Consider the following 15,156-nt stretch of genomic DNA (forward strand, 5'->3'; position numbering starts at 1 on the left):
TTACGGGTTTTTTTGTTTCTCGGATCACTGTCTCGCGGCGCCGTCGCCGATATCCCTGAAGCGTCACCACTTCCACCGGGCGCCCACCGACACGCCATAGTCGTGCTCGTTCGAGCCCGCGTCGACGGCAACGCGCGCAAACACCGTGGTGAGCGGCCCCCAGCGCCAGTCCGCGCCGACGCTCGCGCGCGCCGTATCCCGGCTCGACGGCGTGCCGAACACCTGATAGGTCGCGGAAGGCGCGTTGGCGAAGGCCGCCGTCACGGATTGCGCGGTGCTGCCGAACCGGTGCTCCCACGCGACATCCGCGAGCCAGTCGATCGAGCGGCCCAGCAGCGTCCCCGCACTCTTTGAAAAGCGCACGCCGAGCACGGTCGACAGCGCGTTGTTGTTCGCGGCCGCGTAGTTGAGATCGAACGTGCTGCTGCCGGTTTCCGTGAAGCCCTCCTGGGTATAGTGAGCTGCACGCAGACCCGCGTACGGCTGCCAGTTGCCGTACGCCACCGGCAGGTTCAGCCCGGACTCGAGGTACGCGGCGAGCGCGGTCGTGTGGAAAGAGCCGTTGGCCGTCCCGCTCAGCGAGCCGAGCGAGGCCGACCGCGTGAGCGCGTTGTCCCAGTACCCGCCGCCCATCATCCCGTTCACGTAGAAGAAGCCCGCGGCCGGACGCCAGCCGCCGTACAGCAGTGCCTGCACGCCGTCGCTGCGCGCATCGGCCGCGCGGCCGCTGAACTGGATCGTGTCGTCGTTCAGCGCGAGCGCCGCTCCGGCCCGTATCGTCGGAGTCAGCGAGCGATCGAAGCCGACCGTGACGCGCGCCGAATGCTCGCTGTACGCACTGCTGCCGAGGCCCGCATCGCCCGACTGGTGTCCGTTGCTGTAATCGGCGCTCACCCACGGCGCGGCGCCGTGCAGCACGTCCCCGGTGTTCACGCCGCTCGCGCCGGCGCCCGGCATGCCGCCGTCCAATGCGAGGCGCTGCGCGACCACGTCCTGCGTCTGCGCCGCCCGGGTCGAGGCCACCTGCCGGAACACGGCCGCCGAATCCCCGGAAACCTGCGTGAGCGCGTTCGACGCCTGCGACGTCGAGGCCGACAGCAACGCCGCTGTCAGCGAGTTGCCGCCGGCGTTGTAGATCCGCGTCAGCGCATTCGCGACGTTGATCTGATTCTGCGCATGCGCGGCGGACGCGAACCCCGACGACGTGAACGCCTGGCTCGTGTTCAGCGTGACGCTGACCAATCCGGCCGTGTAGGACACGGATGGCGTGAGGAAGGCGAAGTCCGAGTTGACCGTCGTGAAGGTGCCGCTCTCGGTGCCGGTGTAGGTCAGGATCTTGTAGACCGTGCCGGTCGTATAGGTGCCCGACGCCGCCGTCAGCGTGAGTGCCGCGCCGCTCGCGATCACGACGTTGCCGACCACGGCGGTCACGCCGCTCAGGCCCGCCGCGTTCACGGCGACGTTGTAGGTCGAGCCGCTCGCGAAGGTCAGCGTGCCGCTCACCGTGAGGCCGCTGCCGAGCGTCGACGCCTGCAGGGTCGCGCCGCTGCCGACGCTCAGGTCGGATGCGACGGCGCCGGTCCCGGTCACCGTCGCCCCGTTGAGCAAGGTCAGGTTCGTAGCCGTGCCGTCCACGATCACCGTGCCGGACGACACCGTCGTGCCCGACGCAAAGCCGCCCGCCTCGATGTTCTGCTCGCCGCCGGACGTGACGAGCGTCGTGATCGCCGAGCCGCCGGACAACACGTTTTGCGTGCCGCCCGCGAGCGTCGTCGAGACGGCCGAGCCGCCCGAGTCGACCTGCTGTGTGCCGCCCGCGTTGACCGTCGTGCCGGACGCCGTGCCGCCGACCGCCACCTCCTGGGTGCCGCCGCTGTTGACGACGGTGTTGTACGCAAATCCTTCGGTCGCGCCGTCGACGAACTGCGTGCCGCCGCTGTTGACGGTCGTTCCCGACGCGACGCCGCCCGCGAACACGTTCTGCGTGCCGCCCGCGTTGACCGTCGCGCTGACGGCGGACCCGCCGGACGACACGCTTTCCGTGCCGCCCGAGTTGACCGTCGTGCCGCTTGCAATGCCGCCCGACGACACCGTTTCGGTGCCGCCCGAATTGACGGTCGTGCCGCTCGTCTGGCCGCCGGACGACACGGTCAGCTGCCCGCCGTTCAGCACGGTGTCGACCGCGATGCCGGCCGCACTGACGACCTGCGTGCCGCCGGAGGTCACGGTCGTGCCGACCGTGGTCCCCGACGTGACCGTCTGCTCGCCGCCCGACGACACGGTCGCGCTGTTCACCGAGCCGCCCGATTGGACGTTCTGGATGCCCCCCGACATGATCTGCGTGTCGGCGACGATCGCGCCGGACGACACGTTCTGCGTCCCGCCGCTCGACACCACGGTCGAAATCGCGGTGCCGCCCGATGCGATGTTCTCGGTGCCGCCGCTGCTCACCGTGGTCGACGTCGCCGATCCGCCCGCCGAGATGTTCTGCACGCCGCCGCTGTCGACGATCGTCGCCACGGCGCTGCCGCCCGACGACACGTTCTGCGTGCCGCCGCTCGAGACGACCGTCGAGTTTGCCGAGCCGCCGGACGCGATGTTTTGCGTGGCGCCGCTCAGCACCGTCGCCGATACCGCGTTGGCGCCCGCCGATACGTTCTGCGCGCCGCCGCTCGATACGACGGTCGAGGTCGCCGTACCGCCGGACGCGATGTTTTCGGTGCCGCCGGAGCTCACGGACGTGGATGTCGCCTGGCCGCCGTTGAGCACGTTCTGCGTGCCGCCGGAAGAAACGGTCGTCCCCACGGCCGAGCCGCCGTTCGACACGTTCTGCGTGCCCGCCAGGGTCGTCCCGCTCGCCACGCCGCCCGACGAGATGTTCTGCACGCCGCCCGACAGGATGTCCGCGGACGTGGTGCTGCCGCTTGCGAACACATACTGCGTGCCGCCCGAAGAAACGACCGTGCTGCCCGCCGTGCCGCCGCTCAACACGTCCTGCTGGCCGCCCGACAAGACGTCCGTGCTCGACGCGTACCCGCCGTTCGACACGACCTGCCTGCCCGCCGAGCCGGCCGACGTGTTCGACGTGACGCCGCCCGACAGCACGTACTCGCTGCCGCCGCTGCCGGCGAGCGTGTTGACCGACGAGCCGCCGGCCAGCACGGTCAGCGAGCCGCCGTTCTGGACAAACACGTTCGACGCGACGTTGCCCACGATCGTGAACGACCCGTGCGTGGTGGTGCCTGCCAGGATCGCGTCGGACGTGTCGACGATCAGCACGCCACCGTCGACAACGACGAATTGCGCGCCGGACAAGACGGTGAAGTGCACGCCGCTGCCGCCGCTGAAGAGATTGGCCGATCCGCCGCTCGATATCACCGTATAGAGCGCGGCGCCGCCGCTCGACACGTTGAGCACCGAGCCATTGGGGAAGCCGTTGTCGAGAATCGACCCGCCGTCGACGACGGTCACTACGTCGCCGCTGCTGAAGAACGTCAGGCCGATGAAGGCGTCTGGACTCACGATTTCGTAGCTGGTCGCGTGCGCCACCCCCGGCAGGCTCAGCGCGCCGAGCAGCAAGACCGTCAATTGCGGCAGGCGCGCATGGCGCGCGCCGAACCGGTGTACGCAGTACGTACGGCGGTACGTCAATGGCTTCATCGAGTAACCCCTTTTCCGCTTTTTATCGTTTCCCTTCGTTTTGCGATGCTTCGGAGGCAAGTCAGCCCGTGACGCTACGGAGCCGCGCCGAACCCCGGTATGCGCCGGATCGTCTGCCTGACCTGCTCGGTCGTGACGAGCCGCGTGCACTCGAACTGGCGCGGCGTGCCCGCATGGCGCGGGCACCACAGGAAATCCTTGTGGTCGAAGCGCACGCGCACGTCGTTCCAGCAGCTGTTGCAGGTGTGGAAGTTGATGACGCGATACGGCGTCGCGAACTCGTTCACCGGATGCGTGAAGCCGCTGATCATCACGACCGGCGTGCCGACCGCCCACGCGAGCCACGACAGCCCGCTCGACAAGCCGATGAAGAAATCCGCATGCTTGAGCCAGCGCGCGCGCTCGGCGAGCGGCCGGTCGCCGGTTTCGTCCTCGGCGCCGTGGGGGATGTGATTCCACACCATGCCCGTGCCGTGGGTCGCCTTCTGATCGATGCACACCACGCGGTAGCCGTGCTGCTTCAGGAATTGCACGATCTCCCGCCAGCCGCTCGGATGGTTCCAGTACTTGCACTGCGTCGAGCTCTGCACGGCGATGCAGACATAGCGCTCAGCGATCGGCCGTGCGCTGTCGGGTACATCGATCCGCGGCGGCTCCTCCACCGGATCCACGCCGAGGATATAGCCCGCGGTGCGGTGCAGGCCGACCAGTTGAAAATCGGCCGGCTGATTCACGTGGGCTTCGTCGCCAAAGAAGAGGCCAATCCGGTAAGTCGCGTAAAACTGCTCTGGTTTGAGTTCTTCCGGCGTAACGAACGTAATGTCCGGATAGCACGCGCGAAAAAGCGGAATCAGCAACGCCCCCATCGAGCACGTCAACCGGCAGCCGTGCAGGCGCTGGAATTTCACCGCATACGGAAACCAGCCGATAATGTCGCCGAGCGTGCCGACCGGAAATTCAATCAGCACGTCCCGATCGCGCGCGTTGAAACGGTGTTCGAATATCCGTTCGCCGTCGGCGTCGATTTCGATCGAGAACGGCACATAGTATTTCTTGCTGCTCGCGACCGTGCCGGCGGTGAGCGTCGTTTCGAACAGGCCATTGCCGGTTTCGGTATCGGCCAGCCGGACTTTCCACTCGCCTTTGGCGCACTTCGGCAACACGACCCGGCAGCCGTCGTTGAAATCGAAGCGGATGCCGTGCGGCCCCGCCTGGGTCGGAGCCGCAGCCGGCGGCCGGAACGCCGCCTTTTCCGGGCTGGACGTGGCGTTGCCGGAAGACCCGCTCCCCGAAGCACCTGCGCCAGCCGTCGAACCACCGCTGTTTTCAACGTCGGTGTCTGTTTCCGCCATATCGATTGGTCCATCGCCTTAGCTGCGCGTGACGCGACCGTTTAATCGCCCGCGCTATTGCTTTTTCTTGTTACCCGGCTATGAGTGTGGAGACACGAAGATCGCCCGATCCGCGATGTCGTGGTCAGATAAACCTGACCAGAAACGGACTCCGCAACTCCGATAGCATTTCGTAATTTTCAAATGAAACGTCCGGGGCGTCATGCCGCGGATTTATTTCAGACAGCGATGCGAAGTATGCCTCATTCGGCATATTATTCACCAGCCTGGTTATCGCCTCGATTCAAGCGCACGACACTTTCCGCACCACCCGCCGGTTAGGCAAACCCTACACACTGATCCTGCCAACCGGGCTGAGCCGCAATCAGCCCCGCCTGCATTTGTTTTGAACGCCGGTTTCATCGCTCCCTCGTCCTGACACAGTTCTCCATTACAAATCCTTAACTGCGCCGCACTCATCAGGTGCAGAAGATTCGGAATTCCCTTCAATTTCCTGTAGGGATACACGGAATCTTTTTTGACATACCGAATCCGGCTTAAGCGCCCGTCATCGAGGCCGTATACACGAGAAACCAAGCGCGGGGGGAGGACATTCGCCGAACCGTCCAGGCCGCCTGCCGCTGATTTCCCTGCCCTCGAAGGAGTTCCAGTGAACAGGCTGACACGCACGATCCGCTTCAAAATCATCCTCGCCTTCACTCTCTGCGTGCTGCTGACGGCGGCTGTCGGCATATTTGGCGTGTTCGGCGTATGCACGGTGAACTCGTACATTACGGAAACCTACACAGAAAGCACGCAACCCATCATCGATCTCAACGAGGTGCGCTTCGCGCTTGCGGACATCCGCCTGAACCAGCGGCGCATCCAGGCGTTGCACACTCCCGAGCAGACGGCGGCGTCGATCGACGAGATCCATAAGGATTTCGCCCGCCTCGACAGCGCATGGGCCCGCTATTCCGGATCGGGCATCACCGATCCCGAGGAGCGCGCCGCCGCGGACAAGATCAAGAGCGGCCTGCCGCAGTTCAAGGACATGTCCGACCGCGCGCTCGCGGCGTTCACGAGCAACAACTACGACGCCGGAGGCGAGATCATCAGCGCCGACAAAGCCGCGTCGACCGCTCTGGCCGCCGCGATCGCCCAGGATATCGTCATCAACCAGAACCAGGCCAAGGAGCTCGTCGCCCAGGGCGAATCGACGTTCCACACCGTGTTCGGCATCGCCGTGGCGCTCGTGGTGCTGGCCGTGGCGCTGGCCGCCGGCATGTCGGCATACCTGCTGCGGGCTATCTCGCGGCCGCTCAACAAGGCAATCGGCGTGGCTCACGACATCGCCGGCGGCAAGCTCGAAAACCGCATCGATACCGATGCGGGCGGCGAGTTCGGCGAGCTGCTCGACGCGCTCTCGGCGATGGACCGGCAGTTGAGCACGACGGTGCGCGGCATCAAGGCGTCGGCGGAATCGGTCACCGTGGCCTCGCGCGAGATCGCGAGCGGCAACATGGACCTGTCCTCGCGCACCGAACAGCAGGCCGCCTCGCTCGAGGAAACGGCGGCCAGCATGACCGAGCTGACCGAGACCGTGAAGCAGAACGCCGACAACGCGCGGCAGGCCAACGGCCTCGCGGCCGGCGCGACCGGGCTCGCCGACACCGGCAACGACGCCGTGCAGGCGATGGTCGGCACCATCGAGAAGATCAGCGGCAGCTCGAGCAAGATCTCCGAGATCACGGGCGTGATCGAGGGGATCGCGTTCCAGACCAACATCCTCGCGCTCAACGCGGCGGTGGAAGCCGCGCGCGCCGGCGAGCAAGGGCGCGGCTTCGCCGTGGTGGCGAGCGAAGTGCGCAGCCTCGCGCAGCGCTCGGCCGCGGCGGCCAAGGAGATCAAGGAGCTGATCGGCTCGTCGGTCGCGATGATCGAGGACGGCTCGCGGCAGGCGGTCGAAGTCGGCGCGACGATGGGTCAGGTCAAGGAGGCGATCAAGCGCGTCTCGGACATCGTCGGCGAGATCGCCTCGGCCTCCGAGGAGCAGAGCCGCGGCATCGAGCAGGTCAGCCTGGCTGTCACGCAGATGGACGACGTGACGCAGCAGAATGCGTCGCTCGTCGAACAGGCCACGGCCGCCGCGCACTCGCTCGAAGAGCAGGCGCAGAACCTCAAGCAGGCCGTGTCGCTCTTCAAGCTGTCCGAAAGCGGCGGCGTTCCGGCCGCGCCGGCGTTGCGCGCCAGCGCGCCGCCGAAGGCGCTCCCCGCGCCGCCCGCCGGCGCGAAGAAGGCAAGCGCGCCGAGCCGAGCCGTGGCGAAGCCTGCGGCCGTCGCGAGCGCCCTGCGCAGCCCGGCGCCTGCCAGCCCCGCCCCGGCCCGCGCGACCGCGGCCGCCGGCACCGACGAGGACTGGGAAACGTTCTGAGGCATGAGCCGCCCGGCGCTCCGCCGGGCGGCGATCGATTTCGCTCACGTCAGCCGATTTTCGCTGCGGGATACCGCAGCGAAATACTTCTTCGCGTAGCGCAACCCGAATTCGCATTTGTCGACGAGGTCGTGTGCGGTCGTGCGTAGGCTACGGGTCAATCAACGCGAGCAGCTGTGCTCCGCGCTTCCCTTCCTCTATGCCTGTGCACAGGAGAACCTCGTGACGACGTCCATTTCGAACCTGAGCCCGGCGCTGCATATCGGCACCGTCGAAAGCGGCGGCGCGTCCGGCTCGACGGAACAGCAGGCCGACGTCATCACCGAACTCCTGAATACCATCGAGCAACTGATCGGCAACCACGTTTCGCAGAACGGCATCGGCAGCCCTTCCGGCACCATGCCCGGCACCGTGCCCGGCATAACGCTGCCGGGACAGCAGGCATTCCCGCAGAGCGGCGTCACCGCGACGCCGAATCCGGCACTCACGACAACCACGTCGCAGTTACCCGCCGCGTCACCGCAGCTCGCGATGCCAAACGGCACCGCCACCGGGACGACACCGCCTGCGGCGAACAACCCGCCCGCGGCGCCGGCCAATCCGGCGGCGACGCAACAGCCGTGCGCGGCATCGCCCGATCCCACGATGGCGCAGTTCGCGACGCAGATGCCGAACGACCAGACCAAACGGCCACCGGGCGACACGCGTACCGCCCAGCAGATCATCGACGACAACCCGCTGCTGAAAAACCTCGGCAACCAGAGCGGCATCAAGGATCAGTTGAACAAGTTCGTCGGCGGCAACATGGCGAACGACCCCGACCAGGCGTACAAGGCGGCCGCGCTGCTCACGTACATCAAGAGCTCGGCCAACAGCAAAGGCGACACGATCGACAAGAGCGAAGTCGGCAACGGCAAGATCGACGGCTTCACGAAGGACGGCGATGCGCGCCACGGTACCGAGGCAGGGTTGCTCCAGGACGTGGTCGGCGGCGGCGGACATCCGGGCGGCGGATGGGCGCATCTGCAGCAGACGGACCACAAGCTCGACGTCACGAGCGATACCCACGTGAATGCCGACGGCACCAACAAGGACAATCTGCAGTGGGGCTTCGAGCAGGCAGGCAAATACATCGGCGCCTTCTTCAAGGGCGTCGGCAAGAGCGTCCTCGATATCATCACGAAGGGCAAGTTCAATCCGGTATCGGCGGTCCTGACCGTCGTCAAGGACGTGGGCACGTCCGAGGCGAAGACCGCGATCGAGAACAGCAGCCTGGGGCAGAGCGCGAAAGACACCGCCAATAAAGTATTCGGGATCCTCGACGATTTTTGAGGTTCTGTCGCGACAGGGCGAATTTCGCTCACGGCAGCCGATTTTCGCCGCGGGATACCGCGGCGAAATGTGCGACTCCTACCATCTCTTCAAGTATGAAGATTTGATGACACTCGCACCCTGCTGCCGGAGCCACGATGAGAAAACTATTCGGACACCTGCCTATGGCGGGCTCGACCTCCGCCGGCCGCGCTCCGGCGGAACCCGCCGCGACGCCCGAGCCGGCGCGCGGCGGCAGCCGCAAGACCTCCGCCCTGCCCGGCTCGATCCGGGGCCTGATGGACAAGGTCACGGCAAGAAAGCAGATCCAGTCCGCGAAACAGCTCGACGACGAGCAAGTCGCCTTGCTCCTCGATCGTGACGATCTGAGCGGCCGCGCGACCCGCGCGCTGCAAAAGGAGGCGCGCAAGCGGCGCTTGCCGCCGCAGCAGAACGCAGCGAGGCAAGCTGCGCCGCAACCCGCCCCGCAGGCCGGAGCCGCCCCACAGCCTGCGCCTGCCTCGACTCATCAAGCCTCTCTCGCTCCCGCGTCGCCTGCCCGCACGCAGCCAACGGCAAGCATCGACCCCCGCCCGCACGCCGCCCCTCCCGACGGTCCCGTCGTCGACCCGGACACGGGCGCGCTCGACAAGGCGCGCCTGCGGCAAACGGTCGATGGCTTGCTCGCCGCGCTGCCGGGCATTTCCGACGAGGCCGCCTTCTCGCGCCCGAGCACGCTTGCGCTGCATAACCAACTGAAAAAGGAGTTGCGCGAAGCCGCCACGGCCGCCGACGACGATACGCCCCACCGCCCCGACGAACTCGGCCTCGCGGTGCGCGACGCGTTCGCCAAGGCGGCGCGCACGTCGACGGCGCTGGCGCGATCCATCGAGCGCGGCCTGAACCCGGGCGGCGAAGCCAAACGGACAGCCGCCGCCTACGCGCTCGTCGCCGGCCTCATGACGGAACTCAAGCGCACGCATCTGAGCGCCGCGGCCCTCGACATCGCCGATCACTACGCGAAGCGCGAAGTCGCGAACCTCGAGCGGGTCGCGCCCGGCATCAGCCAGGGCGTCTCGGGTCCGAACGTCGGCACGAGCACGGGCGCGGGCGTCGCCTGGTCGGCCGGCGCGGCAAGCGCCAGCGCCGGCGTGACGGCCGGCCGCAACTGGTTCTCGGATGACGACCGCGACATCGACTTCTGGACCTCGTACGGCCTCGCGCTCAAGGGCGGCATCGGCAACAAGGTCGCCGGCTGGGCGGCGAAACTGACGGGGTCGGCGCAATTCACCGGCGGCGGCGTCTATTTCGAGCACGACAACCTGCACGAGCTCGTCAAGCTGATCGCCAACCTCGACGCCAACCGATCCTGGATCGGCTCGGCGGGCCCGAACGCACGCAAGCTCATGCACGGCTGGCAGACGATGCGCCACGACATCTCGCGCGCGCTCGGCCGCAACTTCACGGAATCGGCCGACCAGCCCTACTACCTGAGCGACAAGAAAATCGCCAAGGGCTTCAACGGCGCCAAGCTGGCGCTGCTCTCGATGGCGCTCGACGAGCAGCAAGGCGGCGAGCGCTTCACGAAGCTGATCGGCGCGGCCTATCCGTCGGCGGGCGACCTCCTGCGGCAGCGGCATGCGGCGGGCGAGGCGCTGCCCGCGGCGACCCGCCGCGACGTGCCCGATTCGGTCGCCTACGCGGACCGCCGCGTCGCCTATCGCCAATACACGGCGAGCGCGGACGCCGCCCTCACCAAGGCGACGCCGGGCGGCAGCGATCTCGAGGCATCGGGCACGTTCGATCTCAACCTCAAGGGCGACCTGATGCAGTTCTTCACCGAGACCGCCAATGCGCCGCACCAGCTGCTCGATCCCGCCTATCGCAAGGATCTCGAGGCAACGCTGGAACTGCATCGCCAGCTCGACGAAGCCTGCATGAAAGCGCCGCAGCCGCAATTCCATCTCTACGACGCGATGCGCCGCGCGCTCGGCGGCGCGCCGGCCGAGGCCGCGCGCGAGGCCGCGCCGTTATCCGAGCACGAGCGCACGCTCTTCGGCGACGAAGCCACCGTGCCCGCGCAGTTCCGTCACGTCATGGAAAAGCCCAGCGCGGAACATCTGGCGCTCGCGGGCGCGCACGCCGACCGTCTCGGCGGGCTCTACCGCAACTTCGTCGACGATGCGCAGCAACTGCTCGCCCGCAACGACAAGTTCATGCCGCGAGCGCTGCGCGCGCAGCTGCACGACGCGCGCGCGGAAGCCTTCGCGCGCATCAACGACGAGGTCTGGAACGGCCGCTATCCGGAGAAGAAAGCGCTCGCCGATCCCGAGACGTTCGTCGCGCGCAGCCACGCCGCCATCAGCCTCGCGCTCGGCTGCGCGGGCACGCATATCGGCGTCGTCAAGCAGCGGATGGCCGCGCGCCCCGAGGCGCAAGACGAGCACAACGCCCATGCGATTCGCGCCGCCGATGCGAGCTACGACGCGACGCGCCGCCTCCTCGACAAGATCTACCTGCCGCTCAAGAAATACGACGTGCAAAAGAACGGGCCGCTCAAGGACCGCGCGCTCTGGCAACGCTGGGACGGCGCGCTCAAGCTCTCGGCATCGGGCGGCGCCGACGCGAACCTCGTCGGCGCGATCCTCGGGCGCTGGAAGAAGTCGCTCGGCCCGGTGTCGATCACGAACGACGACGGCGAGCTCATGTTCAGCGCCGAGGCCAAGTTCCTCAATGCGACGCATCAGGTCAATCCGAGCCGCCAGGGCAAGTTCTGGCAGATCACGCTCAACGCGCAAGGCGGCGCGCCGCTCGCCGGCAGCGCGCTGCACGAGCTCGTCGTGGCCGCCGTCAAGCGGCTGAACGCGGGCCTCGCGACCGACGCCGAGCGCATCGACGTGAACGAAGCGCTACGGCAGGTGCAAGGGCTCGCGCTCGACGTCGCCAACGGCAGCAGCGTCGTGATCAAGTTCCGCCAGGCGCCCGGCCTCGGCTTCAAGGCGACGGACCTGCAATATGCGCGCGTGCTGTCCGCCGCGACGAGCGGCATCGTGGCGTCGGCGACGCTGCCAAGCCATGCCGGCACGTTCACGCCGAGCGTTTCCCACACCGACAGCGGCGAAGGCTTCGTCGGCGAAGTCATGGGGCCCGACCTCAGCTACCTGATGATGCAGCACCCGAAACTGCAAAGCGTCCTCGACCAGGCCGGCGAAGTGCCGGACGGACTCAGAGCGTTGTTCGACGCGAACCCGCGCGTGCGCGACGGCTACTTCGCGAGCCCGGACACGATCGTCGAAGTCGTGTCGCGCTACGCCGCCTATCTGGACGCCAAGCGCGCGGCGGCCGCGCAGAACCGGCCGCTCGCCGGCGAGCCGCTCGTCAACGAGTTTCACCGCTACTACGCGACCGGACCGTTCGCGCGGGCCGCCGAGGTGGCAAGCCAGACCGAGCTCCACGCGCCCGGCACGACGGCGCACGGCGCCGAGCCGTTCGAGACGCCCGCCCCGCTCGCCGACGATATCGACCTGAGCGGCGTCGATCTCGGCGCAGCGCGCCGCCGCCTGCAAGCGACGCAGACCATCGGCGAGCGCGCCGCCTACTTCTGCGGCGAAGGACGCTCGCTGCTCGACGCGTTCGCGAAGATCGTCGGCAACACGCGCGCGGTCAACTCGGCGGCGATGTTCCATGTCGGGGAACGCAGCACCGGCATCGAGACGAAGCTGCGCGACGCGACGGCGCTCACGCCGGCGCCGCCATCGGCACCCGCACGTTGATCGAGGTGCCGAGATTCGGCGCGCTGACGATGGCGATCTCGCCCCCGAGCATCAGCACGCGCTCCTTCATCCCGGCGAGCCCGAACGACTTCCTGCGGATCGCCACGGGATCGAAGCCGCGGCCGTCGTCGCGCACTTCGAGAAAGCAATCGCCGCCGGTGCACGTGAGCGTGATCCAGACCTCGCGCGCATCGGCGTGGCGCGCCACGTTGGTCAGCGCCTCCTGCACGATCCGGAAGACCGCCGTGGCGCGCTCGTCGGAGAGCGGAAGGCTCTCCTCGGGCATGCGCAGGCGGCACGGAATGCGCCCGTTGCGCGAAAACTCGACGGCGAGCCATTCGAGCGCCGCCGCGATCCCAGCATCGAGCACCGCGGGACGCAGCGACGCGACCACGTCGCGCACGACCTGCATGGTCTCGTCGGTCAGCGCCAGCATCTTCCTGACGTGCTCGGCAAGCGCCGGATTCTCGTGGCCGAACTGCATGCGCACCGCCGACGCCCCCATGCGCAGCGCGGTCAGATGCTGGCCGAGCCCGTCGTGCAGCTCGCGCGCGATGCGCTTGCGCTCCTCCTCGCGCGCCGTCTCGCGGCGCGACGTGAGCCCGCGCAGCAGCTCGTACGATTCGCGCAGACGCTGCTCGGCCTCCTTGCGCTCGCTGATGTCGCGCCACACGGTCAGCACGCTCTGGATGCCGCCCTCGGCGTCGTACTCGGGCACGGCATGCACGTACCAGCATTGCGGCTTGCCGTTGCTGTCCCAGGCGAGCTCGAACTTGGCCGCCTCGCCGCTCGCCAAGATGGCCTTCACCTTCATGCGGAACAGCGTCACGATCAAGTCCGGCGCGCCACGCACCCCGTGCCCGCCCGGCTCGCCGAGCAGCTCCTCGGACGGTGTGCCGATGATGCGCTCGAACTCCGGATTGACGTAGATGCGCCGGCACTCGCGGTCATAGCGGATGATCGGGTCCGGCGCGTTTTCGGCGAGCGTGCGGAAGGCGCGCTCGCTGTCCCGCGCCGTCTGCTCGGTCGCCCGCAGGCGCGTGATGTCGCGCGCCACGCCGAGCACGCTCACGACCCGGCCCTCCGCGTCCTTTTCCGGAATGTGGCGGATGTCGAACACGCGCGTGCCCTGCGAGGTCTGCCAGCGCACTTCGTCCTCGTTCAGCTCGCCTTCGGCGAACGCGCGCCGGATCCCCGCTTCGAGACGCTCGTTCTGCCCCGCCACGGTCGCGGGCGCGAGCTCGGTCGGCCGCTTGCCGATGAACGCCTCCTGGGCGACGCCGAACGCCGTCGCCACGGCCGGATTGGCGTACAGGTGCCGGCACTCGCCGTCGAAGCGGGCGATGATGTCCGGGAAGTTCTCCGCCAGCGTGCGAAACAGCTGCTCGCTGCGCTTCAACTCATCGATGTCGCGCATGATCGCGAGCACGCTTGCGACCGCGCCGCCGGGGGCGAGCTCCGGCACGATCCGCATGTGTCCCCAGCGGATCCGGCCCGACGCGTCGCGAAAGCGCACCTCGCCGGTGATTTCCTCGCCGGTCTGAGCCACGTGCCGCAGCCACGCCATGTATTGGTCAGCATCGACGAACGACGACCGCTCCGATGGCCGCGTGCCGATCACATCGCTCGCGGGCAGGCCCATCAGCGCGAGGATCGAGGGGCTGATGTAGATGCGGCGAAAGCTCAGGTCGTAGCGCGCGATGTAGTCGGGAGAATGCTCGACCACGGCGCGAAACGCCTCCTCGCTCGCATGGAGGCGGTCCTGCTCCTCCTTGCGCTCGGTAATGTCGCGGCCGAGCACCAGCGCGCCCGCGATCTCGCCGTGCGCCCCGCGCTGCGCGACGATGCGAACGTGGTGATACCGCAGGCGGCCGCCGGCGTCGGGCACCGTGATCTCCACGTCGTGCTCCGCGCCGCTCTCGATGACCTCGGCGATCGCGGCCTCGTAGCGGACGTACTGCAGGCCGGACGCGCGCTCCGTCGGGGTCTTGCCGAGCAGCTCCTGCAACGGCCGCCCCAGGGCCGCAACCAGCGCCGAGTTTGCGTAGACGAGACGGCGCGCGCGGTCGTAGCGGCAGATGATGTCGGAGGTGGTTTCCGCGAGCCCGCTCAACTGCGCCTCGAGCTCGCGCTGGATGGAGAGCAGCGCCTCGGTGCGCTTTTGCTCGGTGATGTCGCGCACGAGCGCCAGGTTGTACTCCTTGCCGCCATACTCGAAGTAGCTGGCCCGCACTTCGACGGGAAACTCGCTGCCGTCGTTGCGCCGGTGGATGGTCTCGAAGACGAGCGAGCCGGCATCGCGCAGCTTGTTCCACGACTCATCCCACCTCGGCCTGTCCCAGACGGGATCGACGTCCAGGACGCCCATGCGCAGCAGCTCGGCCGCGCTATAGCCGGTCGCGCGGCACGCTTCATCGTTCACGTAGAGAAAACGGGCATCCTCGGCGATCAGGTAGGCCGCCTCGCGCACCTGGCTCAAGGCGTAGCTCGTCAGGCTGAGCATCTCCGTGCGCGCTTCGACGAGCCGCCGCAGTTGCTCGCGATCTTCCCGCAGTGCAGCATTCTGGCGTTCCAGGTCGCCTTGTCCGGTCTCGGTCGTCGTTCCGCCTTTGCTCATCCGCCGCTCGCTAGCCTTCGGCGCCGCCCG

The 15,156-nt window shown here is 67.8% G+C and carries 6 protein-coding genes; 3 read left to right on the plus strand and 3 right to left on the minus strand.

What is annotated here, in order from left to right; translation table 11 throughout:
- Nucleotides 1-63 precede the first annotated feature (63 nt).
- Complete coding sequence (locus FAZ69_RS03250) at nucleotides 64-3,660, minus strand: AIDA repeat-containing protein (RefSeq protein WP_136892528.1); 3,597 nt, start codon at nucleotides 3,658-3,660, stop codon at nucleotides 64-66.
- Nucleotides 3,661-3,734: 74 nt separating this feature from the next.
- Nucleotides 3,735-5,012, minus strand: a complete 1,278-nt coding sequence (locus FAZ69_RS03255; protein WP_136892529.1) for an autotransporter strand-loop-strand O-heptosyltransferase — start codon at nucleotides 5,010-5,012, stop codon at nucleotides 3,735-3,737.
- Between the two features lie 649 nt (nucleotides 5,013-5,661).
- On the opposite strand from FAZ69_RS03255, the gene FAZ69_RS03260 reads away from it, so the two are divergent.
- The 3 genes from FAZ69_RS03260 to FAZ69_RS03270 all read left to right on the plus strand — a co-directional run bounded on the left by FAZ69_RS03260 (nucleotide 5,662) and on the right by FAZ69_RS03270 (nucleotide 12,509).
- Nucleotides 5,662-7,425 carry a methyl-accepting chemotaxis protein gene (locus tag FAZ69_RS03260; RefSeq protein ID WP_136892530.1) on the plus strand — a complete coding sequence of 588 codons (1,764 nt, stop codon included), beginning with the start codon at nucleotides 5,662-5,664 and terminating at the stop codon, nucleotides 7,423-7,425.
- Between the two features lie 222 nt (nucleotides 7,426-7,647).
- A complete protein-coding gene (locus FAZ69_RS33750; protein ID WP_240702097.1) occupies nucleotides 7,648-8,757 on the plus strand; it encodes a hypothetical protein in 1,110 nt (369 codons plus the stop codon).
- Between the two features lie 137 nt (nucleotides 8,758-8,894).
- Nucleotides 8,895-12,509, plus strand: a complete 3,615-nt coding sequence (locus tag FAZ69_RS03270) for a type III effector protein (protein WP_136892531.1) — start codon at nucleotides 8,895-8,897, stop codon at nucleotides 12,507-12,509.
- Here the strand turns inward: FAZ69_RS03270 and FAZ69_RS03275 are convergent.
- Complete coding sequence (locus FAZ69_RS03275; protein WP_240702098.1) at nucleotides 12,475-15,126, minus strand: sensor histidine kinase; 2,652 nt, start codon at nucleotides 15,124-15,126, stop codon at nucleotides 12,475-12,477. The two genes, FAZ69_RS03270 and FAZ69_RS03275, sit on opposite strands and share 35 nt — an antisense overlap.
- Nucleotides 15,127-15,156 lie beyond the last annotated feature (30 nt).

Source organism: Trinickia terrae, from assembly GCF_005144415.1.
Classification (GTDB): Bacteria; Pseudomonadota; Gammaproteobacteria; order Burkholderiales; family Burkholderiaceae; genus Trinickia_A; species Trinickia_A terrae.

Excerpts from the sequence above, each read along its gene's own strand:
- FAZ69_RS03250 (WP_136892528.1), bottom strand. The coding sequence starts at position 3,660 with ATGAAGCCATTGACGTACCGCCGTACGTACTGCGTACACCGGTTCGGC.
- FAZ69_RS03255 (WP_136892529.1), bottom strand. The coding sequence starts at position 5,012 with ATGGCGGAAACAGACACCGACGTTGAAAACAGCGGTGGTTCGACGGCT.
- FAZ69_RS03270 (WP_136892531.1), top strand. The coding sequence starts at position 8,895 with ATGAGAAAACTATTCGGACACCTGCCTATGGCGGGCTCGACCTCCGCC.
- FAZ69_RS03275 (WP_240702098.1), bottom strand. The coding sequence starts at position 15,126 with ATGAGCAAAGGCGGAACGACGACCGAGACCGGACAAGGCGACCTGGAA.